Here is a 23,158-nt window from a genome sequence, read left to right on the forward strand (position 1 = left end):
CGGCGGTGGTATCATGGGGGTTTTACACTGGAGTCCTGCCATGATCTCGTCCCTGTTGACCCGCCACTTCGGCTTCGACCAGTTAAGGCCCGGTCAGGAAGCGGTGATCAGCCGGTTGCTGGCAGGCCAGAGCGCAGCCGCCATCTTTCCCACCGGCTCCGGCAAGTCTCTCTGTTACCAGCTACCCGCCCTTGCCTTGCCCCACCTGACCCTGGTGATCTCCCCGTTGATCGCGCTGATGCACGACCAGCTCGCCTTCTTGCGCAGCAAGGGGATAGCCGCCGCGACCCTGGATTCGAGCCAGACGCCGGAGGAGAGCCGCCATGTGATGCAACAGGCCAGCGACGGTCAGCTCAAGATCCTGATGATCTCGGTAGAGCGGCTCAAGAACGAGCGCTTTCGCCGCTTCATCCAGCAGGTGCCGCTGTCGATGCTGGTGGTAGATGAGGCGCACTGCATCTCGGAGTGGGGTCACAACTTTCGACCCGACTACCTCAAGCTGCCGACTTACCGCCGCGAGCTGAAGATCCCCCTGGTGTTGCTGCTGACCGCAACGGCAACGCCGGCGGTCATGGCAGACATGCAGGCCAAGTTCGATATCGAGGATGAAGGGCTCATCGTCACCGGTTTCTATCGCGCCAACCTGGATCTGGCCGTCGTCCCCCTGCCCGCCGAGGCGCGCGATGGCTGGCTGCAAGCGGAAGTGCGGCGCGAACCCGGCGCCCCCACCATCGTCTACGTCACCTTGCAGCACACGGCGCAGCAATGTGCCGCGCTGCTGCAACGGGCGGGGATCCGGGCGTGTGCCTATCATGCCGGGCTCGACTCGGCCCTGCGCAGCCAGATCCAGCATGACTTCATGGCAGGCAAGGTGGATTGCATCGTGGCCACCATCGCCTTTGGCATGGGTATCGACAAGGCGGATATTCGCCGGGTCATTCACTACGATCTGCCCAAATCCATCGAGAACTACAGTCAGGAGATCGGCCGTGCCGGGCGGGATGGGCTCCCTTCCCGCTGCATAGTGCTGGCCAATCGCGCCCAACTTCCCGTGCTGGAGAATTTCGTGTACGGGGATACGCCCGATCGCGCCGCCATAGTAACGCTGCTCGAGATCTTGCAACAAAGCGGCAGCGAGTGGGAGTTTGGTCTGCTGCGCCTCTCCAACGACACCAACATCCGTCAGTTGCCGCTCAAGACACTGCTGGTCTATCTGGAGATGGCAGGCATCATAGCGCCAGCCTACAGCTATTTCGCCGAGTATCGCTTCAAGTTCGTGCTGGATAAGGCCGAGATCCTGGCCCGTTTCAATCCGGATCGCCGCCAGTTTCTGGAGCAGCTGTTTACCTGCGCCCCGCAGGCGCGCAGCTGGTGTACCATGGACTTCGATGCACTCTGGCAAGGTTACCAGGGAGAGCGGCAGCGAGCCGCTGCGGCTCTGGATTATCTGCAACAGCAGGGCTGGATAGAGCTGGAAAGCAAGCAGATGACAGATGTCTATCGGATCCTGCCCCAGGCAGTGGACACCGACGTTCTGGCCAATGAGCTGTATGCCCTGTTCGAGAAGAAGGAGTTGAGTGAACTGGCCCGGTTGCAGGCCTTGCTCGCGTTTTTTACATCGACTCGCTGCCTGAGCCATGAACTGGCCCGCTACTTTGCCGATGAGCAGGCGCCAAGCCAATGCGGGCACTGCTCCGTCTGCCGTGGCGAGGTCGCCATCCTGCCACCACTACCAACCCTCACCCTGCCCAACGAAAACGGGTTGCTCGCCTGGTGCGATCCCCTGATAGCCTTGTGCCACACTCGCCATCCTCGCATTCTGACCCGTTTTCTGTGCGGCATAGCCACGCCACTGACCACCCGGGTAAAGGCAAAAAGCCTGGCGGGCTTTGGCCAGCTGGCCGCACATCCGTTTGCCGACGTGCTGGCAGCGGTGTCACGGATCTACCCCGCCCATCACGACTGAGCATCTCTGTGCTCATGCACACTGCGTTGAAAAAATAAGACCCTCGCTGTTGCGAGGGTCAAGCCAACGGAAACGTGCTTAAACAGAGCTTTGTATCCGCAGCCAACACTCTCTTGCTAAAGCGCTGACTGCCTGACACAGGGCCAATCTAGAGCAGCCTCAATGTAGCGTCAATGTAAAAATTAGAGCGGAGACACCAAGCCATTAGCATTACGCTGACGTAAACGTAATAAATTTCCTTCTTGCTATTTTCCCTCCCCCTTGCCCCGTCTAGGCTGCAGCCAGATGACCCGATAAATTCGATCTTCTTTCCATTTTCTGGCAAAAATTTATTTTTATGTCTTTGACATTTACCTCACTATCGTGGCAAAAATAATTTAACAGTCAGTAACATAGGTGTGTCACTGATTGCGCCTTCCCGCATCAGGATCGGGAAGTACCCTTGCAAATTTAAACCAATAGATGGTGATGGATTACTGAGGGCTGTTGACTAGGCTTAATGAGGTAAACAGAACAAAAGTAGTGATCCACTCTTTTCAGGGTAAGCGACTATAACGAGGGCAAAGTTATGGGCATCTTCGAGCATTATCAACAGCGATACGAGAAAGCCAGGGAAGAGGAGTACAGCATCCAGGAGTTTCTGGATATGTGTAAGCAGGACAAAGCCTGCTATGCCTCCGCTGCCGAGCGCTTGCTGGTCGCCATCGGCGAGCCGGAAATGATCGACACCTCGGTCAATCCCAGACTCAGTCGTCTTTTTTCCAACCGCGTCGTCGCACGCTATCCCGCCTTCAAAGATTTCTACGGTATGGAAGAGGCCATCGAACAGATCGTCTCCTACCTCAAGCACTCGGCTCAAGGGCTGGAAGAGAAGAAGCAGATCCTCTATCTGCTGGGGCCGGTTGGCGGCGGCAAATCCTCTCTGGCTGAAAAGCTCAAGTCTCTGATGCAGAAAGTGCCTGTCTATCGTATCAAGGGCTCACCGGTCAACGATCACCCCTTCTGTCTGTTCGACATCGAAGAGGATGGCGAGCTGCTGGAAAAAGAGTATGGCATTCCACGCCGATACCTGCGCCCCATCATGTCGCCCTGGGTGGCCAAGCGACTGCACGAGTTTGGTGGCGACATCTCCAAGTTCAAGGTAGAGAAGGTCAACCCTTCCATCCTCGATCAAATTGCCATCGCCAAGACGGAACCGGGTGATGACAATAACCAGGATATCTCCTCTCTGGTCGGCAAGGTCGACATCCGCATGCTGGAGCATTTTGCCCAGGATGATGCCGATGCTTACTCCTACTCGGGGGCGCTGTGCAAGGCGAACCAGGGGATCATGGAGTTCGTGGAGATGTTCAAGGCACCGATAAAGGTACTGCATCCACTGCTGACCGCCACCCAGGAGGGGAACTACAACGGCACAGAGGGACTTTCCGCCCTCCCCTTCGACGGTATTCTGCTGGCTCACTCCAACGAGTCCGAGTGGCAGCAGTTCCGCAACAACAAGAACAACGAGGCCTTCCTCGACCGTGTCTACATCGTCAAGGTGCCCTACTGCCTGCGTGTTTCGGAAGAGGTGAAGATCTACGAAAAACTGCTTATAAACAGCGAGTTGACTGACGCCAAGTGCGCACCTGGCACCTTGGAACTGTTGGGTCAGTTCTCCGTCCTCTCCCGACTGAAAGAGCCGGAAAACTCCAGCCTCTACTCCAAGATGCGGGTCTATGATGGCGAGAGCCTGAAAGACACGGATCCCAAGGCGAAGAGCTATCAGGAGTACCGTGACTACGCCGGTGTAGACGAGGGTATGAATGGCTTGTCAACCCGCTTTGCGTTCAAGATCCTCTCCCGCGTCTTCAACTTCGACCACGCGGAAGTGGCAGCCAACCCGGTGCATCTCTTCTACGTGCTGGAACAACAGATAGAGCGTGAGCAGTTCCCGCAGGAGCTGCACGATCGCTACCTCGAGTTCATCAAGGGCTATCTGACGCCGCGCTATGTGGAGTTCATTGGCAAGGAAATCCAGACCGCCTATCTCGAGTCCTATTCCGAGTACGGCCAGAACATCTTCGATCGCTACGTCACCTACGCCGACTTCTGGATCCAGGATCAGGAGTACCGTGACCCGGAAACCGGTCAGCTGTTTGATCGCTCGTCGCTCAACAGCGAGCTGGAGAAGATTGAGAAACCCGCCGGGATCAGCAATCCGAAGGATTTCCGTAACGAAATCGTCAACTTCGTGCTGCGTGCTCGGGCCAACAATGCAGGCCGTAACCCCAACTGGACCAGTTACGAGAAGCTGCGCACCGTGATCGAGAAGAAGATGTTCTCCAACACGGAAGAGCTGCTGCCGGTTATCTCCTTCAACAGCAAAACCTCGGCCGAGGAGCAGAAGAAGCACGATAACTTTGTCGAACGGATGATGGAGAAAGGCTACACCCGCAAACAGGTGCGACTGCTCTCCGAATGGTATCTCAGGGTACGCAAGTCATCCTGACCCTGCCGTGGTTCAAGGGGGAGTTATGGCGCATTTTATCGACCGCAGGCTCAACGGCAAAAACAAAAGCGCTGTCAATCGGCAGCGCTTCATCCGCCGCTACAAGAAGCAGATAAAACAAGCGGTCTCGGATGCTGTCTCCAAGCGCAGCATTCAGGACGTAGACAAGGGCGAAAGTATCAGCATCCCGACCAAGGATATCGGCGAGCCCCATTTTCATCAGGGGCACGGCGGTAAACGGGAGATGGTGCATCCCGGCAATGACCAGTTTGTCTCCGGTGACAAGATTGACCGCCCCAAGGGAGGGGGCGCAGGTCAAGGAGCGGGAGAAGGCCAGGCATCCAATCAGGGGGAAGGCGCTGACGATTTTGTATTCCAGATCTCCAAGGATGAGTATCTCGATCTGCTGTTTGAAGATCTGGAGCTGCCGCGGCTGCAGAAAACCCAGCTCAACCAGCTCATGGAAGTGAAAACCTACCGGGCGGGCTACACCTCCAACGGGGTGCCCGCCAACATCAACGTGGTGCGTTCCCTGCAAAACTCGCTTGCTCGGCGTATGGCGTTGCAAGCCGGCAAAAAACGCCAGCTGCATGAACTGGAAGAACGGCTGGTACTGCTGGCGGCCGATCCCAACGAACATTTCGCCGAAATCACCCTGCTTGAGAAGGAGATCAGGGAGCTGAAACGGCGGATCGCAGCGGTGCCTTTTATCGACACCTTCGATCTCAAATTCAACAACTTCGTCAAACGGCCCGTGCCTTCCAGCCAGGCGGTGATGTTCTGCCTGATGGACGTGTCGGGTTCCATGGATCAGGCTACCAAGGAGATGGCCAAGCGCTTCTATATCCTGCTCTATCTGTTCCTGAGCCGGACCTACAAGAACGTGGAAGTGGTCTATATACGCCACCATACCCAGGCCAAGGAGGTGGATGAGCACGAGTTTTTCTACTCCCAGGAGACCGGCGGCACCATTGTCTCCAGCGCGCTCAAGATGATGAACGACATCATCAACGAGCGTTACCCCGCCCATCAATGGAACATCTATGCCGCGCAAGCGTCCGATGGTGACAACTGGGCCGATGATTCACCGCAATGCCGGGAGATCCTGATGCGGGACATAATGCCGCAGGTGCGGTACTACTCCTATATCGAGATCACCACCCGCGCCCACCAGACTCTGTGGCACGAATATGAGTCGGTGGCCAGCCAGTTCCCACATTTCGCGATGGAGCACATTCGCAAGGTCGAGGATATTTATCCGGTATTCCGGGAGCTGTTCAAGAAGCAAGCGGCGTGAGGGAGGTCATATGGTAGAAACCGCAAGAAAAATAGCGCCATTGGACGATGGCCCTGACTGGAACTTCGATCTGCTGGAAACCTATCATCAGGAGATCGCCCGGGTCGCCAAGTTCTATCGACTGGATACCTACCCCAACCAGATCGAGGTGATCACGGCAGAGCAGATGATGGACGCCTACTCCAGCGTCGGCATGCCCATTGGCTACCAGCACTGGTCATTTGGCAAGCGCTTCATCCACACCGATCGCAACTACAAGCGCGGCCAGATGGGGCTGGCCTATGAGATCGTCATCAACTCGGATCCCTGTATCGCCTACCTGATGGAGGAGAACACAATGCCGATGCAGGCGCTGGTGATGGCGCACGCCTGCTATGGCCACAACTCCTTCTTCAAGAACAACTATCTGTTCAAGACTTGGACCGATGCCTCTTCCATCATCGACTACCTGTTGTTCGCCAAGAACTACATCACCGAATGCGAAGAGAAACACGGTATCGATGCGGTGGAGAAACTGCTCGACTCCTGCCATGCGCTGATGAACTTCGGCGTTGACCGTTACAAGCGACCGCAAAAGATCTCGCTGGCAGAAGAGAAGCGTCGCCAGAAAGCGCGGGAAGACTATCTGCAAACCCAGGTCAACGAACTGTGGCGCACCCTGCCCAAGCAGCATAAGGCCCTGGGAGTCGAAGACAGACGCTACCCGGCCGAACCACAGGAGAATATCCTCTACTTCATCGAGAAAAATGCCCCCCTGCTTGAGCCCTGGCAGCGCGAGATAGTGCGCATAGTGCGCAAGATCAGTCAGTACTTCTACCCGCAAAAACAGACTCAGGTCATGAATGAAGGGTGGGCCACCTTCTGGCACTACACCATCCTCAACCACCTGTATGACGAGGGCAAGATCAGTGATCGATTCATGATAGAGGTGTTGCACAGCCACACCAACGTGGTGTACCAGCCCCCCTACAACAGTCGCTACTACTCGGGGATCAACCCCTACGCCCTCGGTTTTGCCATGTTTACCGATCTGCGCCGCATCTGCGAGAACCCGACGGAGGAGGACAGATACTGGTTCCCCGATTACGCCGGCACCAATTGGGTGGATACACTGCATTTCGCCATGCAGAACTTCAAGGACGAGAGCTTCATCAGTCAGTTCCTGAGCCCCAAGGTGATGCGGGAGATGAAGCTGTTCGCCATCGACGATGACGATCTGAAGAACTACCTCAAGGTCTCCGCCATCCACAACGAGGAGGGTTATAGACTGGTGCGCAATACCCTGTCAGCCCAGTACAACTTGAGCAATCTGGAGCCCAACATTCAGGTCTACAACGTTGCAGTAAAAGGAGATCGGTCGCTGACTCTGCGCTATGTGCCACACAATCGGATCCCGCTGGGGGATTCTCGCCACGAGGTACTCAGGCATCTGCATCAACTCTGGGGATTCGATGTGGTACTGGAGCAGGATAACGGCGACTTGCCCGCTGACATCATAGGCCGCTGTCCGGAGAAAAAACCGGTCTAAGGCCACTTTCAGCCATAAAAAAACGCGCCAGAAGGCGCGTTTCTCTTTGCATCAACAATCAGTTATCGCACAGATTGCTCGGCATGTCCTGGCGCAAGCGGGTCCACAGCTTGCCGGACTCTATCCCGTACTGGCGTACCGTCATGAACACGGCTTCATGATTCTTGGTCTCGGCCAAATCCAACAAAGTCTTGTAATAGGCATCCGCCGTTTCACGAGCCTGCTTGTCAGAGAAGTAGTAACGTCCAACCCGACTATAGAGCCCCTTGAAACCATTGAGGATCAAGGCGTAGATCGGGTTGCCGGAAGCAAAGGAGAGCTGATGGTGCAGACGATAATCAAACTCCGCATACGCCTCCGGAGTGCTATCCACAGCCTTGGCACCACGCAGTATCTCGGCAGCTTGCTCAGGATTATTGCGAATCGCACCACGGATGAAAATGGTGCAGATATTGGTACGCGCCGACAACAGCTGAGCCACCAGATCCGGCACCTTGTCCTGATCCAGACGGGCCAGAGTTTCCAAGATGTTGAGACCCGAGGTCTCCCAGAAATTGTTCACCTTGGTCGGTTTGCCATGCTGGATGGTGAGCCAGCCATCGCGGGCCAAACGCTGCAACACTTCGCGCAAGGTAGTACGAGTCACCCCGATCAGCTCGGACAGCTCACGCTCGGCCGGCAATATGGATCCTGGAGGAAAGCGATTGTTCCAGATGGACTCGATAATGTATTCCTCGGCAAACCCTGCAGGGCTCTGCGCTTTTATGACCATGTAGTGACTCTGTTGTAGTACGTAAAAAGGCCCCCGAATAATAGCAAAGCAGAGAGGGCTGGCAAGCAGAAGGTCAGTCCTCTGCTCACATAAGCAGGTCGCCTTGTTAAAAAAATGTATAAAACCACGCGATAGGTGCCAGCCAACCCCGCCGTCTGGCGATAAAACAGACATTCTCTTGGGCAAGGGGCACTATGTTATTTATAGTTACGCCTCTTTTTGATTAAAATCATGAGGAATCAATCTGATAAGGGACAACATCCGGATGTTCTGGTCGAGCCTGTCTTGACTGCATAGACGCAGATACCAACAACAAAACAGAGACCCATATTATGCCAATCAGCTTAGGGCAAGCCTTTGCCAAGAACTTCCTGGGCAATGCACCCCAGTGGTACAAGGCCGCCATTTTGCTATTTCTGCTAATCAACCCGATCGCCTTCTATCTTGATCCTTTCGCCGCCGGCTGGCTGCTGGTGGTTCAATTCATCTTCACCCTGGCCATGGCGCTCAAGTGCTATCCACTGCAACCCGGTGGCTTGCTGGCTATCGAGGCTGTGCTGATCGGCATGACCTCGGCAGAGCAGGTCAAGCATGAGCTGGTGGCCAACATAGAGGTGCTGCTGCTACTGGTGTTCATGGTGGCCGGCATCTACTTCATGAAGCAGTTGCTGCTCTACGTGTTTACCAAACTGCTGATCCGGATCCACTCCAAGACCCTGCTCTCCTTGGCGTTTTGTCTGGTATCGGCCTTCCTGTCTGCCTTCCTTGACGCCCTGACAGTGATCGCCGTGGTGATCAGCGTCGCGACAGGCTTCTACGCCATCTACCACAAGGTCTCCTCTGGCAAGGAGTTCGGCAATCAACACGACTACACCAATGACAATTCCGTCAACGAGCTCAATCGCCAGCATCTGGACGACTTCCGTGCCTTCCTGCGCAGCCTGATGATGCACGCAGCCATAGGGACAGCCATCGGTGGCGTCTGCACCCTGGTGGGAGAGCCGCAAAACCTGATCATAGGTGAGCAAGCTGGCTGGCATTTTGGTGAGTTTGCCATCCGTATGTCACCGGTCACAGTTCCCGTGTTTTTCTGCGGCCTGCTCACCTGCATCCTGGTCGAGAAGTGCCGCTGGTTTGGCTATGGCGCCCAGTTGCCGGATGCGGTGCGTCGCATCATGGAAGATTACAACCGCTACGAAGAGGCCGAGCGCTCCCCGCAAGACAAGGCCAAGCTGATAGTACAGGCGCTGATCGCCCTCTGGCTGATCACAGGGCTGGCCATGCACCTAGCGGCGGTGGGGCTGATCGGGCTATCTGTCATAGTGCTGGCTACCTCACTGACTGGCATCACAGATGAGCATTCGCTCGGCAAGGCGTTCCAAGAGGCACTGCCCTTCACCGCCCTGCTCGCCGTCTTCTTCAGCATAGTGGCCGTCATCATCGATCAGCAGTTGTTCAAACCCGTGATCCAGTGGGTACTGGCCGCCGAGCCGGACGATCAGCTCGCCCTCTTCTATCTGGCCAACGGCCTGCTCTCCATGGTCAGTGACAACGTCTTCGTCGGCACCGTCTACATCAATGAGGTAAAGACGGCCCTGCTCAACAACGCCATCAGCCGTGAGCAGTTCGATCTGCTGGCTGTCGCCATCAACACCGGCACCAACCTGCCATCCGTCGCCACCCCCAACGGCCAGGCGGCCTTCCTGTTCATGCTGACCTCGGCACTGGCTCCATTGTTGCGCCTCTCCTATGGCCGTATGGTATGGATGGCTCTGCCCTACACCCTGGTGCTGGGAGTGGTGGGTTTCCTCTCGGTGGAGATGCTGCTCGGCCCGATGACCGAGTGGTTCTATCAGGCTGGCTGGCTGGTACTTGACAACGTCACGCCTGCGGTTCTGCCTGCGCTGCATTGACCCCATAAGGGCCCGCCAGGGCCCTTTCTTTTTAGCCACTGCTCTGCTCTAATTCAGCCACTGTTTTTTCTGTGAGATCAACCAGATGATTGAGTTTCTGCGACGTATTGCCGCCCATCGACTGGCATGGGGCCTGCTTGCCGCCTCCGCCCTCTTCCTCGAGTTGAGCGCCCTCTTCTTCCAGCACGTGCTGGGTCTGCATCCTTGCGTCATGTGCATCTATGAGCGTATCGCCACTCTGGGGGTCATACTGGCAGGCTTGCTCGGCATGGTAGCGCCGCAGAAGTGGTATGTGCGCTGGAGTGCCCTGCTGCTGTGGGGCTACAGTGCCTTCCGCGGCCTCCAGCTGGCACTGCAGCATGTGGATTACCAGATGAACCCCTCCCCGTTCAACGTCTGCAGTCCCTTTGCTGATTTCCCGAGCTGGGCCCCCCTCGATCAGTGGATCCCCTGGCTGTTCTTCCCGGATGGGGATTGCAGCGAGATCAGCTGGCAGTTCCTGGGCTTTTCCATGCCCCAGTGGCTGGTGGCCATCTTCGCCGCCTACCTGCTGGTCTTCGTAGTGGTCGCCATCGGCAACCTGGTCAAGGGGCGCTGCTGCAGCTGACGGTATCACATAAAAAAGGGTCTACTGGCTCTAATGCCAGTCAGTTAAGCCTGACTGGCATTGTTTTTATTGGCTTTTTTCACACTGTACGGCTGTGGTCTCGGCTTCACGCTGCGGGGATAACTGCGCTCTCTTCTCTGTGGTCATACGAACTGTGCCGCTTGTTTCTCCAGATCTGCCCCTCGCCCCGGGATATACCCCGGTAACACATAGGCCATACAGCTCAACTCATGGACAAGGTAGACCGACGCCATGTGAAAACTCAGCTGATTTACCGTGTATCCCGCCGCCATCTTCGTCATCTGGCTACGTAGCGGGTTGTGCACCAGCAACCGGTGCTTGATGCTTTTGTCCCCAACCATTTGGCGCGCTTGCAGGAAGGCGCTGGGGGGCGACAACGGGGCTGCACCTGGCAGCATGACTGGCGTGAAGAAAACCGATAGCCTGTGTAATAGGCATAAAAAATCCGAAACCAATCAACAGGTTTCGGATTTTCACACATCAGAAGAAGCGGTCACTGGCCCCTGAACTGATCCACATTACGGACCCGGGTCGCGCTTTGTGTATTGTCTGGCTGCTGCCGCAGGCAGTCAGCCGGGACAGTGCAGGATCAGCCTGCGTTGCGAGTCGCCACCGCATCGGCCAGCGTACGCAGCAGCACGTCGGTATCGGCCCAGCCAATGCAGGCATCCGTGATGCTCTGACCGACGGTGAGCTCGCACCCGTCCACCAGATCCTGGCGCCCTTCCACCAGGTGACTTTCCACCATGACGCCAAATACCGCCTTGCTGCCGGCGCGCAGCTGGCCAGCCACATCCTCGGCCACCACCATCTGGTTCTTGAACTGCTTGCTGCTGTTGGCGTGGCTAAAGTCGATCATCACCTTCTGCGGCAGACCGGCCTTGTCCAATCCCTTCACCACCTCATCAACATGCGCGGCGCTGTAGTTCGGCTCGCGGCCGCCGCGCAGAATAATGTGGCAGTCCGGGTTGCCCCGGGTCGCAACAATGGCGGAGTGGCCATACTTGGTGACCGACAGGAAATGGTGTGGCGCGCTGGCGGCGCCGATGGCATCGATGGCCACCTTGATGGTGCCATCCGTGCCGTTCTTGAAGCCCACCGGGCAAGAAAGACCGGAGGCCAGCTCACGGTGCACCTGGGATTCGGTGGTACGGGCACCGATGGCCCCCCAGCTCATCAGATCCGCCACGTATTGCGGGGTGATCATGTCGAGGAACTCGGAGGCGGTCGGCAGCCCCATGTCATTGAGATCCAGCAGCAGCTTGCGACCGATGCGCAGGCCGTCGTTGATCTGGCAGCTGTTGTTGAGGTAGGGGTCATTGATCAGCCCCTTCCAGCCGACCGTGGTGCGTGGCTTCTCGAAGTAGACCCGCATCACGATTTCCAGCTGCCCCTTGAGCTCGTCACGCAAGGTCTTGAGACGCTTGCCATATTCCAGCGCAGCTACGGGGTCGTGGATGGAGCAGGGACCGATCACCACCAGCAGGCGCTGATCGTCACCGGCCAGGATCCGGTGAATGGCCTGGCGGGATTCGAACACGGTAGACGAGGCGGTCTCGGTGGCCGGAAACTTCTCAAGCACCGCAACCGGGGGTAATAACTCTTTGATTTCACTGATACGAACGTCGTCGGTTTGATGCTGCATGACAAGACTTCCTGCTAGATGACTGCGATAAAGAAACCTCAATCTAGCCCGCAGTCGGGACGGTGTAAATAGAAAATTACATTATCTCATCAGGAATTTTCAGATCGTGTCTTGCAAGTTTGCATATTACTGCTAGCGCTCAGGGGCAAGTGTGCTGAGCAGAGCAACAATGGGGCAGTCACAAGCGGGGCTGATATGAAAAGGCCCGCACCAAGGCGGGCCCAACAGGGTCACATGGCCTGACTGACGCTGGCCAATTTGTCGAAGTAGTCCGGGAAGGTCTTGGAAGTACAGCCCGGATCATTGATGGTGACGGCGGTATCTGACAGCGCCACCAGCGAGAAGCACATGGCGATACGGTGATCGTTGTAAGTGTCGATCTCGGCATGCTTGAGCTGGGTCGGCGGGGTCACTGTGATGAAGTCATGTCCCTCCTCCACCTCCACACCCAGCTTGCGCAGCTCGGTGGCCATGGCGTGCAGACGATCGGTCTCCTTCACCCGCCAGTTGTAGATGTTGCGAATGGAGGTGGGCCCCTCGGCAAACAGCGCCGCAACGGCAATGGTCATGGCCGCATCGGGAATATGGTTCATGTCCATATCCACCCCGTGCAGCGGTGCCTGCTCCGCCTCGATGAAATCATCGCCCCAGGTGATGCGCGCGCCCATCTTCTCCAGCACGTCGGCGAAGTGAATGTCGCCCTGGATGCTGTGCTTGCCGATGCCCGTCACGCGCACCTTGCCCTTGATGGCGCCGGCCGCGAGGAAGTAGGAAGCGCTGGAGGCATCCCCTTCCACCAAGAAATCGCCCGGGCTGATGTAGGTCTGGTTGCCCTTGATGTAGAACAGCTTGTAGTTGTCGTGCTCAATCACCACCCCGAACTGCTTCATGATGTGCAGGGTGATGTCGATGTAGGGCTTGGAGACCAGCTCCCCCTTGATGTGGATGCGGGTGTCACCGGCCGCCATGGGCGCCGCCATCAAAAACGCCGTCAAAAACTGGCTGGAAACTGAGCCGTCGACGTGCACGTCACCGCCCCACAAGCCCTTGGCGTCCACCACCAGCGGTGGGTAGCCGTCTTTTTTCAGGTACTGGATATGGGCACCCGCTTCGCGCAGGGCATCCACCAGATGGCCGATAGGACGCTCTTCCATGCGCGGCTCGCCGCCCAGGGTGTATTCGCCGGAGCCGAGACACAGCGCGGCGCAGAGCGGACGCATGGCGGTGCCAGCGTTGCCGAGGAACAGATTGACTGGTTCCTTCACCGCGAAGCTGCGGCCCAGACCGTGCACAGTGCACGCTGTCTTGTCGGCGGAGAGCTTGTACTTGACCCCGAGCTGGGTCAGTGCCGCCAGCATGTGACGTATGTCATCGCTGTCGAGCAGGTTGGTCAGCCGGGTAGTGCCGCGGGCCAGGGCCGCCAGCAGCAGGGCCCGGTTGGACACGCTCTTGGAGCCGGGCAGATTGACCTCACCGGCCACACGAGAAATAGGTTCCAAACGCAACGAATTCATAGACTTCCTGTACTGTCTCAAATAATTCACCTGACCGGACGTTAGCAGCCCGCGCCTTGCTCGGCAAGACCGCTCACTGCACAAAAGCGGGCCAGACTCGCGGTTGATCAGGATCCACTGAAAAAACAGACGCCGGGGAGTCCCCGGCGTCTGTCATGGGGGAAAAACGCCTCAGCCGTGACGTTTGGCAAAGCCATCCATAAAGCTCACCAGGGCCTTCACCCCTTCCAGCGGCATGGCGTTGTAGAGGCTGGCTCGCATGCCACCGACGATACGGTGCCCTTTCAGTGCCAACAGACCGGCCGCTTCCGACTCGGCCAGGAACTGCTTGTCCAGGGCATCGTTCTTGAGCTGGAACGGGATATTCATGCGGGAGCGGCAGCTGGCATCCACCTTGTTGCCATAGAAGCTGGACTGGTCGAGATAGCCGTAGAGGAAATCGGCTTTTTCCTTGTTGCGCGCCTCCATCGCCTCGAGCCCGCCCTGTTCTTTCAGCCACTCGAACACCAGACCGGCCAGATACCAGGCGTAGGTGGGCGGCGTGTTGAACATGGAGTCGTGCTTGGCGGTGAGCTGGTAGTCAAAAATCGAGGGCACGTCGGCTCTCGCCTGGTTCAGCAGGTCGTCACGTACGATGGCGATAGCCAGCCCTGACGGGCCTATGTTCTTCTGGGCACCGGCGTAGATAACACCAAAACGGCTCACATCCATGGGACGGGAGAGAATGGTGGAGGAGAGATCCGCCACCAATGGCACATCGCCGGTGGCCGGGATGTCAAACATCTCTATGCCATCGATGGTTTCGTTCGGGCAGTAATGTACAAAGGCCGCATCGGCGCGAAACGCCGGGGTCGGCAGCAGGTGGGAGATCCCCTGCGCATTCTTGGCAACCCCCGGGAAGGTCTGGATGTCACCGTACTTGTGGGCTTCATCGACGGCGCTCTGGGCCCAGACACCGGTCAGCAGATAATCGGCCTTTTTGTTGGCGCCACCCAGCAGGTTCATGGGCACGGCGGAGAACTGGCCACGACCACCACCGTGCATGAAGAGCACCTTGTAGTTGTCCGGCACCGCCAGCAAGTCGCGCAGGTCAGCTTCGGCCTTCTCGGCGACCGCCATATAGGGCTTGCCGCGATGGGAGAGCTCCATGACCGAGGCTCCCAGCCCCTGAAAATTACAAAATTCGCGCTGGGCGCGCTCCATGACTTCAACCGGCAACATGGCGGGGCCGGCGCAGAAGTTGTAAATCTGTTTGCTCATGACGCTTTCCGTGAGTGGATGAGAGTAATCGATGACGTGTCTGGTTTTACACAAGAGCCGCCCCAGGATCAAAGGCTTTTTGGGCGCTGGCTCAAGCTTTTATCGCCCGGGTCAAGTCGGGCTGCCATCGAAAAAGCCCTGAACAGGTCAGGGCTTGCAGGGAACATGCATGGAAATGGGGGCAGACCGCATCAATGGCAGGTAAGGCCTCTTTTCAACAAATTCACAGCTTGGCTGTGAGTTCGGGCAGCAGGGTGAACAGATCCCCCACCAGACCGTAGTCAGCCACCTGAAAGATGGGGGCCTCGCTGTCCTTGTTGATGGCCACTATCACCTTCGACTCTTTCATGCCTGCCAGATGCTGAATAGCCCCCGAAATGCCAACCGCGATATAGAGTTCAGGCGCGACCACCTTGCCGGTCTGACCCACCTGCAGATCGTTGGCCACATAACCCGCATCCACCGCCGCCCGCGACGCCCCGACCGCGCCGCCCAGCTTGTCGGCCAGCGCCTCGATAAGGGCAAACTGCGCCTTGGAGCCAAGCGCCCGTCCGCCGGAGACCACCACCCGCGCCGCCGCAAGCTCGGGCCTGGCGGATCGCACGGCGCACCGCTCGACCAGCCGGATCCGGCAGGCCACATCGGCCACCGGCAGCCGCTCGACAGCAGCCTGCCCAGCCCCGACTTCGGCCTTGGCAAAGGCGGTCGGCCTGATGGTGAGCACCTTGATGGGAGCACTGCTCGCCACCCGGGCAACGGCATTGCCCGCGTAGATAGGGCGCAGGAAGGTATCGCCGCTCTCTATACCAGTCACCTCGGAGAGCATCTCCACCCCGAGCCTGGCCGCGACCCGTGGCAGCAGATCCTTGCCCTGGGTGCTGGCCGCCATCAGACAGTGCTGATAGTCACGTGCAATGTGGGCGAGCAGCGGATCAACCCCGTCGTTCAGCCGTTCCGCCAGTATGGGATGCTCGGCCAGCAGCACCCTGTTCACCCCTTGCAGACAAGCGGCCTGTTCGCCCGCCTCGGTCAGCCCCTGACCCAGCAGCAACAGATGCACCTCGCCGCCAAGCTGGCCTGCCGCCGTGACCAGTTGGGCCACGTTGTCGGCAAGCCTGCCCTGATGATGTTCCGCAATAACCAGTACGCTCATGGCAGCACCCTATCGTTAGTAACGCTTTCCATCGCGCCAACCCTCATACCAACCAGGGGCAGGCACGCACTATGTTTCACCATCATCAATGCGCTCATGGCAGTACCTTGGCTTCGTGCTTGAGTTTGTCCAGCAGCTCGTCCACCGAGCCGACCCGGATGCCGGCACGACGCCCCGGCGGCGCCATCACACCAAGCAGCCGGGTATGGCCAGCGGGTTCGACGCCGAGGGTCGCGAAGGGGGCACTCTCGAGCGGCTTGCGCTTGGCCTTCATGATGTTGGGGAGCGATGCAAAGCGAGGTTCGTTCAGGCGCAGATCCACCGTCACCACGGCAGGCAACGGCATACCGAGGGTCTCCAGGCCACCGTCGATCTCGCGGGTCACCTGCAACTCCCCCTCCACCAGCTTGATGGCGGAGGCGAAGGTAGCCAGCGGCCAATCGGTGAGGGCTGAGAGCATCTGGCCCACCTGGTTGTTGTCAGAATCGATAGACTGCTTGCCAAGCAGCACCAGATCCGGCCGCTCCTGCTCACACACCTGTTGCAGGGCGCGCGCCACGGTAAGCGGAGTAAGGGTCTCATCGATCACATAATGGCGGGCCCGATCCGCCCCCAGCGCCAGGGCATGGCGCAACTGCTCGACCGCCGCCTCCGGTCCGAAGGTCACCACCACCAGCTCGGTCGCGATGCCGGCTTCACGTAGCCTCACCCCCTCCTCCACCGCAATTTCACAAAACGGGTTGATCCCCATCTTCACATTGGCGAGCTCCACGTCGGAGCCATCGCTCTTGACCCGGATCTTGACGTTGTAATCCAGTACCCGCTTGATCGCGACCAGCAGCTTCATGACGCGCATCCCTCGCTTCGGTTGAGTGAATCCATTGACGAGCCCTCGCATTTTTTTGCTTACAATTGCTTTACGTTTACGTAAACTACCAGCACTACCCTAGGCCAAGTCAAGCGCAGAGGCAAGATGGAACGCGAAGCAATGGAATTTGATGTCGTCATCGTCGGTGGCGGCCCGGCAGGCCTCAGTGCCGCCATCGCCCTGAAGCAGCACAATGCCGATCTCTCGGTCTGTCTGCTGGAAAAGGGGGCGGAAGTCGGCGCCCATCTGCTCTCCGGAGCCCTGTTTGATCCCGTCGCCCTCAAGGAGCTGTTGCCGGACAGCTGGCAGCAGGCGCCCCTTGGCATACCCGTTAACGATGATCAGGTGCATCTGTTACAAAACGAGCGGCGCGCCCTGCAACTGCCCCATTGGGCTGTGCCGCCGCGCATGCACAACGATGGCAGCCATATCCTCAGCCTGGGCAACCTCTGCCGCTGGCTCGGTCAACAGGCCGAGCAGCTGGGAGTCGAAATATACCCGGGTTTTACCGCAAGCAAGCTCATCATGGAAGCGGGACGGGTGAGAGGTGTGATCACCGGCGATCTCGGGCTGGACAGAGCTGGCAATCCCAAGGCGGATCACGTGCCCGGCATGGCGCTCTATGGCCGCTACACCCTGTTTGCCGAAGGGGCTCGCGGCCATCTGGGCAAGCAGTTGATCGCCGAGTTCAATCTGGAAAACAGCGCCCAGCCGCAGCACTATGCTATCGGCTTCAAGGAGCTCTGGCAGGTGCCCGCAGAGCAGGCCAAGCCGGGTCTGGTGCTCCATGGCAGCGGCTGGCCACTGGTCGAGCGCCGAGCCAGCAAGAGCCAGGGCGGCTTCTACCTCTATCACATGGAAGGCAATCAGGTGACGGTCGGGCTCATTGTCGATCTTAACTACAGCAACCCCTGGCTCAGCCCGTTCGACGAGTTCCAGCGCCTCAAGCACCATCCACTCATCGCGCAGACCCTGCAGGGCGGCGAGCGCATCAGCTACGGTGCCCGCGCCATTACCAAGGGCGGCTGGCACTCCCTGCCGCGCATGCACTTTCCCGGTGGGCTGCTGATCGGCTGCGATGCCGGCACCCTGGACTTTTCCCGTATCAAGGGCATTCACACCGCCATGAAATCAGGCATGCTGGCGGCGAAAACCGTCGCCATGAGTCTGCGCGGCGGCGATGAGGGGGGCCAGGATCTGGCCGAGTACAGCGATGCGTTGCAACAGAGCTGGCTGGGGCAGGAGCTGAAGAGTGCCCGCAACTTCGGCGCAGCCCTGCATCGCTGGGGCCCCTTGCTTGGCGGCGCCTTCAACTGGCTGGAGCAACGGCTGCCTCGGTCTCTGCTCTCCCTGCGGGGATCCCCCTTTACCCTGCTGGACAGGGAGCCGGACTACCGTCAACTGCGCATGGCCAGCCGCTGCGATCCCATCGATTATCCCAAACCCGATGGCAAACTCAGCTTTGACAAGCCCTCCTCCGTCTATCTGGCCAACACCAGTCACGATGAGGATCAACCCTGCCACCTCACGTTGCAGGACGCGAGTATCCCGGTGGCGGTCAACCTGCCCACCTGGGCCGAGCCCGCCCAGCGTTACTGCCCGGCCGGGGTGTTCGAGATAGTGGAAAGCGAGCGCCAGCCTTACTTGCAGATCAACGCAGCCAACTGCATTCACTGCAAGACCTGTGACATCAAGGATCCCAGCCAGAACATCATCTGGACGCCACCGCAAGGAGGGTCCGGGCCCAACTATCCCAATATGTGACAAGGCCCGGCAGAACTTGAGACCCACCATATGAAGGATGCCCTATTCCAGCACATCGTCTGGACGCCACCGCAAGGAGGGTCCGGATCCAACTATCGCAATAGGTGACAAGGCCCGGCAGAACTTGAGACCCGCCATATCAAGAATGCCCTATTCCAGAACATCGTCTGGACGCCACCGCAAGGAGGGTCCGGACCCAACTATCCCACTAAGGTCTGTCCCCCCAGACGGGCACTCGGCGCAATGCGGCAGTCAACAGGCTGTCACTTTTACGGCCAGATCCGCTGATCCGACCTCGCTGTTTTTTTGAGCGAACAGGCTGAACCTCGGATGAATAGGCCCTGACAAGCACGCCCCGCCCCTGTATAGTTCGCCGCATTCAGGTTTTCCATCGGCCCGTTTTGCTTATCCACGGGATCGCTTTCTATGCGATCTAGGCCGCATGACCTGTGCAACCATCCCTGATTACCCATGACTTTTTAAGGGGGGACAGATGATCACCGCCTACATTCTCAATAACAAGGTACTGGACATCATCACGCTCGGGCCTGACGACATAGTGCCTGACAACACCGTCTGGCTGGATGCCTATAAGCCGGACACGGCAGAGCGAGAATGGTTGACGGGCCTGTTTCTGGAAGAGGTCCCCGACAAGGAAGAGCTGGACGACATCGAAGCATCCGCCCGTTTCTACTGGGATACCGATGGTCTGCACATTCACTCCCTGTTCCCCCAGCGGATCGGCCGTGACACCAAGGGTGTTCACGTCTCTTTTACCCTGCGCAACAACCTGCTGATCAGCATCCGCGAGGATGACATCGGGCTGGTGCGCCTGCTGCGCCACTATATGCGCCAGGACAGGCTGGAGGTGGAGGATGCCCTCGACATCCTGCTGGAGGTGCAAAATCTCAAGGTGGAATACCTCTCCGACCTTATCGAAGATGGTTACAAGACCTTGGAAAACACCGCCGATCAGATCTTCGAGCCGGATCAGATCAATCCCATGCTGAAAGAGTTGATGGCGCAGGAAGAGGCCAACGGCCAGATCCGTCTCTCTCTGCACGATACCCGCCGCGCCCTGCGGTTTCTCAAGCGCAGCCTGCGCCAGCGCATGAGCCTTGAGCAGAACAAGTGGATCGACGAGATGCTGCACGACGTGGAGTCCCTCTTGCCCCACACCCAGTTCCTGTTCGACAAGATCAACTTCCAGCTGGAGGCCTCCATGGGGGTCACCAATCTGGAGCAGAACAAGGTGATCAAGATCTTCTCGGTTGCCGCCGTGATCTTCCTGCCGCCGACCCTGATCGCCAGTATCTACGGCATGAACTTCGGTCGCATGCCGGAGCTCGCCTGGGAGTATGGCTATCCCATGTCGCTGGTGTTGATGGTGATGTCATCGCTCGGTACCGGCCTCTTCTTCAAGCGCCGAGGCTGGCTGTAAACACCGCCAGACAGTGCGATAACAAGAGACGATGAATTGGGGGGCATTGGCCCCCGATTAATTCGTGTCCCCCGGCACGCCTTGCAAAGGGCCCCAGCCTGCCTCATATCCTCTTCATCATTTGCACAACCCAAGCGGATAACGGGCGACCATGACCCTCTACCCCGAACACAGATATGACGATCACGGCCAGCTGCGCCCTCCCCTCTGGTTTTGGCCCATCGCCCTCTTGCTAACCCGCTCGGTCTGGCTGTTTCTGATGGCCGGCGTCACCCGCGAGAGCGGCAGCGAGATCCTGACCCTCTTCTATCCGGACAAGATCAGCCTCTACATCAGCCTGCTGACCGACGTACCCGCCATGCTGGCGCTGCTCGCCTTTGGCGGCACCTATCAACAGACTGACAGCGTACGGGCCTGGCTCAGACGCCACAGCCGCGGCCTCTTGCTCTGCTCCACCATCAGCGGCCTGGTGATGCAGCTGCACAGCCTCAACCTGCAGAAATGGTCGTTCAGCTGGCCAACCGCCCTGGTGCTGATCGGCAGCCTCTGGGCACTCTGGTACCTGCTGCGCAGCCGCCAGATCCGCGAATACGCAGCCGATCAACCCCACTGATCACGCAGAGGTCACTCATTGACGAGTGACCCGGATCTGCAGGGTCTGGCGATCGCTCTGGCTGCTGCGGCCCCCCTGCAACTGGGTGCCCAGGCTGCTTCCTTGCTGGGCTGAAGTGGTGGATAGTTCCCCCACCGTCAGCCACTGGCCCGGGGCCCCGCTCACCTCGGTGGCACTCTGCCCCCTGCTGACAGTGCCCTGATCCAGCCTGGCCTGCTCGCTGCTCAGCGCAATCTGCACCCGCTCCCCAATCAGGGTGGCGGTAGCATAGAGGCCGTTGATGATCGGCATCAGACCCACCACCTGACCGCCGCGCCACTGATAGAAGGTGACCGGCTGGTAGGAGCCCATCTGCAGTAACACGGGCCGCCCCGACAGGCCGCGCACCTGCCAGCTGTCGTTCTGGCGACGCTGGTATTGGCGGGCATCGCCTTCCAGCAGCCACTGCCGCTTGGCCGCATCACGACCGATCCCCGCCTCCATCTGCTGGCCGCTTGCGGCGCCATCCACCCGCCATTCGATAAGCAGGCTCTGGGGCGGCTGGTTGAGTTTGGCCAGGGTCGCTTCGGCCTCTTGCAACTGGGCCACACTGCCGCTCAGCACCAGCTGGTTGCCCATGGCACTCACCCCGAGATCCGGGTAGATCTCCTTGAGGGTCTGCACCATGGCCTCGGCCTCGAATACCGGGATCACCTTGACCTCGGCCCGCAGCGGCAGACACCAGAGCCCGCACAGCAACAAGATCCCGCTCCAACGCCACCTTTTCATCTCTCTCTCCTGTCCGGGGACCCGGCTCACCGTCTCTGCCTGTCTGGCTATCACCATCATGATGCATCTGCCTCACTTTTCAATGACGTAGCCCCCACAAGCGATGGCGACATGGACCAGAGCCCCTCCCCCCTTGACAGCCTGCGAGCCAAAAGGGACCGAGATGGATCGAATAACACAAATAAAAATGATTACCATTTGTTGTCACGAAAAAGTCGCTCGGATACAATTCGGTCTCATTTTTTCGAGCCACCTGCTGATGAAGCCTGTTACCGCCACTCCCCCCCCTGCCATCATCCATCTGGCGATGCTGATCAATATGCTCTCCATGGGCAGCATGATGATGGTGATGCCCCTTGGGCCGGATCTGGTCATCAGCCTCGGCATGCAACCGGAGCAGACCGGTTATTTCAGCGGCGGTGCCACCCTGGGCGCGGCCCTGATGGGGCTCATTGCTGCCCCCTGGCTCGATCGCGTCAACCGCAAACCCGCCCTGCTGGTGCTGCTGACCCTGCGCTTCTTGCTGCTGATGGCCTGTGCCTTGGTCCAGCACAGCCAGCAGCTGTTGATACTGTTCATTCTGTCGGGCTGCGTGGCCGGGCCCCTCTCCGCCATCCTGATGGCCGCCGTGCTGGATCTGGTACCAACCGCCGAACGGGGCCGCCGCCTCGCTTATGTTGGTATGGCCTTCTCGCTCGCTGCCATCCTGATAGTGCCCATCGCCCTGGTGCTGTCCCAATGGCTCGGCTGGCAGAGCCCCTTCCTGCTGTTTGGCGCTGGCGGCCTGCTGCTGGCCCTGCTCTGCGCCCTGCTGCTGCCCTCCCTGCCGGTCACCCGCTATCCCCACGGCAGCGGGCTGCGCCAGCTGCTGGGATCGCCGCTATGCCAGGGCGCTCTACTCATTCTCTGCTTACAGATGTTCGGTCACTTCCTGCTGATCCCGCACTTTGCCAACTACTTCCAGTTCAACCTCGCCTTCCCCCGCGAGCAGATCGCCGCGCTCTACCTGTTTGGCGGTCTGGCCAGCATGGCGACTATGCGTGTGTGCGGCAGCTGGATAGATCAAGGCCGGGCGCTGGCCGCCATTCTGATCACCAGCCTGTTGCTGGCCCTGATCACCTTGCTCGGCTTCGCCGCCCCCGTTGGTGTGCCCATCTACCTGCTGTTTACCCTCTTCATGGCGCTGAGCTCGGCCCGCTCCAGCACCACCCTGGCCATCACGGCGGCCATTCCGGCCCCCCATCAGCGCGCCGCCTTCATGTCCTTCCAGGGCACGGTGACCAACGTGGCGGCCGGGCTCGGCAGCCTGCTCTCGGCAAGGTATCTCGTCTCGGACAGCACGGGTGCCCTGCACGGCTTTGCTGGGCTCGCCTGGATCAATATTGGCTGTGGCCTGCTGGCCTGCGGCGGTGTCTGGCGCTTGCTCAAGGGGCTGGCGCAGACAAGGAATAACAATAACCCCGCGTCTGGTACCGCCAGACAGGGAAGTCAGTGAGCTACCGGCCCCAGAGCCGGACCCCATAACCTCTGTTTATTC

17 protein-coding genes and 1 pseudogene are annotated in these 23,158 nt (G+C 58.8%); 10 read left to right on the forward strand and 8 right to left on the reverse strand.

Annotation, left to right across the window (positions count from 1 at the left end; translation table 11 throughout):
- Positions 1 to 40 precede the first annotated feature (40 nt).
- From WJM78_RS11025 to WJM78_RS11040, 4 genes are all read left to right on the forward strand, one after another.
- Positions 41 to 1,966 carry a RecQ family ATP-dependent DNA helicase gene (locus WJM78_RS11025; RefSeq protein WP_339015679.1) on the forward strand — a complete coding sequence of 642 codons (1,926 nt, stop codon included), beginning with the start codon at positions 41 to 43 and terminating at the stop codon, positions 1,964 to 1,966.
- A 568-nt stretch (positions 1,967 to 2,534) separates the two neighbouring features.
- Positions 2,535 to 4,457, forward strand: a complete 1,923-nt coding sequence (locus WJM78_RS11030) for a PrkA family serine protein kinase (RefSeq protein WP_042034879.1) — start codon at positions 2,535 to 2,537, stop codon at positions 4,455 to 4,457.
- 25 nt (positions 4,458 to 4,482) lie between these two features.
- The gene (locus WJM78_RS11035; protein ID WP_108537660.1) at positions 4,483 to 5,754 is read left to right on the forward strand and encodes a YeaH/YhbH family protein; all 1,272 of its coding nucleotides are present in this window, start codon (positions 4,483 to 4,485) and stop codon (positions 5,752 to 5,754) included.
- 10 nt (positions 5,755 to 5,764) lie between these two features.
- The gene (locus tag WJM78_RS11040) at positions 5,765 to 7,282 is read left to right on the forward strand and encodes a SpoVR family protein (protein ID WP_042034881.1); all 1,518 of its coding nucleotides are present in this window, start codon (positions 5,765 to 5,767) and stop codon (positions 7,280 to 7,282) included.
- 58 nt (positions 7,283 to 7,340) lie between these two features.
- Here WJM78_RS11040 and fadR read toward each other — a convergent pair whose 3' ends face one another.
- Positions 7,341 to 8,054 carry a fatty acid metabolism transcriptional regulator FadR gene (gene fadR / locus WJM78_RS11045; RefSeq protein ID WP_042034882.1) on the reverse strand — a complete coding sequence of 238 codons (714 nt, stop codon included), beginning with the start codon at positions 8,052 to 8,054 and terminating at the stop codon, positions 7,341 to 7,343.
- A gap of 332 nt (positions 8,055 to 8,386) precedes the next feature.
- On the opposite strand from fadR, the gene nhaB reads away from it, so the two are divergent.
- On the forward strand, positions 8,387 to 9,967 hold the full coding sequence (gene nhaB, locus WJM78_RS11050; protein WP_108537661.1) for a sodium/proton antiporter NhaB: 1,581 nt from the start codon (positions 8,387 to 8,389) through the stop codon (positions 9,965 to 9,967).
- Between the two features lie 85 nt (positions 9,968 to 10,052).
- Positions 10,053 to 10,574, forward strand: coding sequence for a disulfide bond formation protein DsbB (gene dsbB / locus WJM78_RS11055; RefSeq protein WP_042034884.1), 522 nt, complete (start codon positions 10,053 to 10,055; stop codon positions 10,572 to 10,574).
- Between the two features lie 44 nt (positions 10,575 to 10,618).
- Here dsbB and WJM78_RS11060 read toward each other — a convergent pair.
- From WJM78_RS11060 to WJM78_RS11085, 6 genes and pseudogenes are all read right to left on the reverse strand, one after another.
- Positions 10,619 to 10,906, reverse strand: a pseudogene (locus WJM78_RS11060) (IS4 family transposase); the annotation flags it as partial.
- Between the two features lie 278 nt (positions 10,907 to 11,184).
- On the reverse strand, positions 11,185 to 12,240 hold the full coding sequence (gene aroG / locus WJM78_RS11065; protein WP_339015685.1) for a 3-deoxy-7-phosphoheptulonate synthase AroG: 1,056 nt from the start codon (positions 12,238 to 12,240) through the stop codon (positions 11,185 to 11,187).
- A 230-nt stretch (positions 12,241 to 12,470) separates the two neighbouring features.
- Entirely contained in the window at positions 12,471 to 13,754 is a 1,284-nt protein-coding gene (gene aroA / locus WJM78_RS11070; protein WP_042034886.1) for a 3-phosphoshikimate 1-carboxyvinyltransferase, read from the reverse strand.
- A 171-nt stretch (positions 13,755 to 13,925) separates the two neighbouring features.
- Entirely contained in the window at positions 13,926 to 15,014 is a 1,089-nt protein-coding gene (gene serC, locus WJM78_RS11075) for a 3-phosphoserine/phosphohydroxythreonine transaminase (protein WP_339015688.1), read from the reverse strand.
- A 223-nt stretch (positions 15,015 to 15,237) separates the two neighbouring features.
- On the reverse strand, positions 15,238 to 16,167 hold the full coding sequence (locus WJM78_RS11080; protein ID WP_042034889.1) for an electron transfer flavoprotein subunit alpha/FixB family protein: 930 nt from the start codon (positions 16,165 to 16,167) through the stop codon (positions 15,238 to 15,240).
- Positions 16,168 to 16,261: 94 nt separating this feature from the next.
- On the reverse strand, positions 16,262 to 17,014 hold the full coding sequence (locus tag WJM78_RS11085) for an electron transfer flavoprotein subunit beta/FixA family protein (protein WP_042034890.1): 753 nt from the start codon (positions 17,012 to 17,014) through the stop codon (positions 16,262 to 16,264).
- 126 nt (positions 17,015 to 17,140) lie between these two features.
- Here WJM78_RS11085 and WJM78_RS11090 point away from each other — a divergent pair, with 126 nt between their 5' ends.
- The 3 genes from WJM78_RS11090 (at position 17,141) to WJM78_RS11100 (ending at position 20,853) form a co-directional block, all read left to right on the forward strand.
- Positions 17,141 to 18,799 carry an electron transfer flavoprotein-ubiquinone oxidoreductase gene (locus WJM78_RS11090; RefSeq protein ID WP_339015690.1) on the forward strand — a complete coding sequence of 553 codons (1,659 nt, stop codon included), beginning with the start codon at positions 17,141 to 17,143 and terminating at the stop codon, positions 18,797 to 18,799.
- A 493-nt stretch (positions 18,800 to 19,292) separates the two neighbouring features.
- Positions 19,293 to 20,240, forward strand: coding sequence for a magnesium/cobalt transporter CorA (gene corA / locus WJM78_RS11095; protein WP_042034893.1), 948 nt, complete (start codon positions 19,293 to 19,295; stop codon positions 20,238 to 20,240).
- Between the two features lie 151 nt (positions 20,241 to 20,391).
- Positions 20,392 to 20,853, forward strand: coding sequence for a DUF2919 domain-containing protein (locus WJM78_RS11100; protein ID WP_021139146.1), 462 nt, complete (start codon positions 20,392 to 20,394; stop codon positions 20,851 to 20,853).
- Between the two features lie 15 nt (positions 20,854 to 20,868).
- On the opposite strand, the gene WJM78_RS11105 is transcribed toward WJM78_RS11100, so the two are convergent.
- Entirely contained in the window at positions 20,869 to 21,621 is a 753-nt protein-coding gene (locus WJM78_RS11105) for a hypothetical protein (protein ID WP_339015693.1), read from the reverse strand.
- Between the two features lie 259 nt (positions 21,622 to 21,880).
- Here WJM78_RS11105 and WJM78_RS11110 point away from each other — a divergent pair, with 259 nt between their 5' ends.
- Entirely contained in the window at positions 21,881 to 23,116 is a 1,236-nt protein-coding gene (locus tag WJM78_RS11110; RefSeq protein ID WP_275929880.1) for a siderophore amonabactin export MFS transporter, read from the forward strand.
- Positions 23,117 to 23,158: the final 42 nt, after the last annotated feature.

It is taken from the genome of Aeromonas popoffii, assembly GCF_037818705.1.
Classification (GTDB): domain Bacteria; phylum Pseudomonadota; class Gammaproteobacteria; order Enterobacterales; family Aeromonadaceae; genus Aeromonas; species Aeromonas popoffii.

What these genes read in the sequence shown, in the direction of transcription:
- WJM78_RS11025 (WP_339015679.1), top strand. Translation starts at nt 41, where the DNA reads ATGATCTCGTCCCTGTTGACCCGCCACTTCGGCTTCGACCAGTTAAGG.
- WJM78_RS11030 (WP_042034879.1), top strand. Translation starts at nt 2,535, where the DNA reads ATGGGCATCTTCGAGCATTATCAACAGCGATACGAGAAAGCCAGGGAA.
- WJM78_RS11035 (WP_108537660.1), top strand. Translation starts at nt 4,483, where the DNA reads ATGGCGCATTTTATCGACCGCAGGCTCAACGGCAAAAACAAAAGCGCT.
- WJM78_RS11040 (WP_042034881.1), top strand. Translation starts at nt 5,765, where the DNA reads ATGGTAGAAACCGCAAGAAAAATAGCGCCATTGGACGATGGCCCTGAC.
- fadR (WP_042034882.1), bottom strand. Translation starts at nt 8,054, where the DNA reads ATGGTCATAAAAGCGCAGAGCCCTGCAGGGTTTGCCGAGGAATACATT.
- nhaB (WP_108537661.1), top strand. Translation starts at nt 8,387, where the DNA reads ATGCCAATCAGCTTAGGGCAAGCCTTTGCCAAGAACTTCCTGGGCAAT.
- dsbB (WP_042034884.1), top strand. Translation starts at nt 10,053, where the DNA reads ATGATTGAGTTTCTGCGACGTATTGCCGCCCATCGACTGGCATGGGGC.
- aroG (WP_339015685.1), bottom strand. Translation starts at nt 12,240, where the DNA reads ATGCAGCATCAAACCGACGACGTTCGTATCAGTGAAATCAAAGAGTTA.
- aroA (WP_042034886.1), bottom strand. Translation starts at nt 13,754, where the DNA reads ATGAATTCGTTGCGTTTGGAACCTATTTCTCGTGTGGCCGGTGAGGTC.
- serC (WP_339015688.1), bottom strand. Translation starts at nt 15,014, where the DNA reads ATGAGCAAACAGATTTACAACTTCTGCGCCGGCCCCGCCATGTTGCCG.
- WJM78_RS11080 (WP_042034889.1), bottom strand. Translation starts at nt 16,167, where the DNA reads ATGAGCGTACTGGTTATTGCGGAACATCATCAGGGCAGGCTTGCCGAC.
- WJM78_RS11085 (WP_042034890.1), bottom strand. Translation starts at nt 17,014, where the DNA reads ATGAAGCTGCTGGTCGCGATCAAGCGGGTACTGGATTACAACGTCAAG.
- WJM78_RS11090 (WP_339015690.1), top strand. Translation starts at nt 17,141, where the DNA reads ATGGAACGCGAAGCAATGGAATTTGATGTCGTCATCGTCGGTGGCGGC.
- corA (WP_042034893.1), top strand. Translation starts at nt 19,293, where the DNA reads ATGATCACCGCCTACATTCTCAATAACAAGGTACTGGACATCATCACG.
- WJM78_RS11100 (WP_021139146.1), top strand. Translation starts at nt 20,392, where the DNA reads ATGACCCTCTACCCCGAACACAGATATGACGATCACGGCCAGCTGCGC.
- WJM78_RS11105 (WP_339015693.1), bottom strand. Translation starts at nt 21,621, where the DNA reads ATGAAAAGGTGGCGTTGGAGCGGGATCTTGTTGCTGTGCGGGCTCTGG.
- WJM78_RS11110 (WP_275929880.1), top strand. Translation starts at nt 21,881, where the DNA reads ATGAAGCCTGTTACCGCCACTCCCCCCCCTGCCATCATCCATCTGGCG.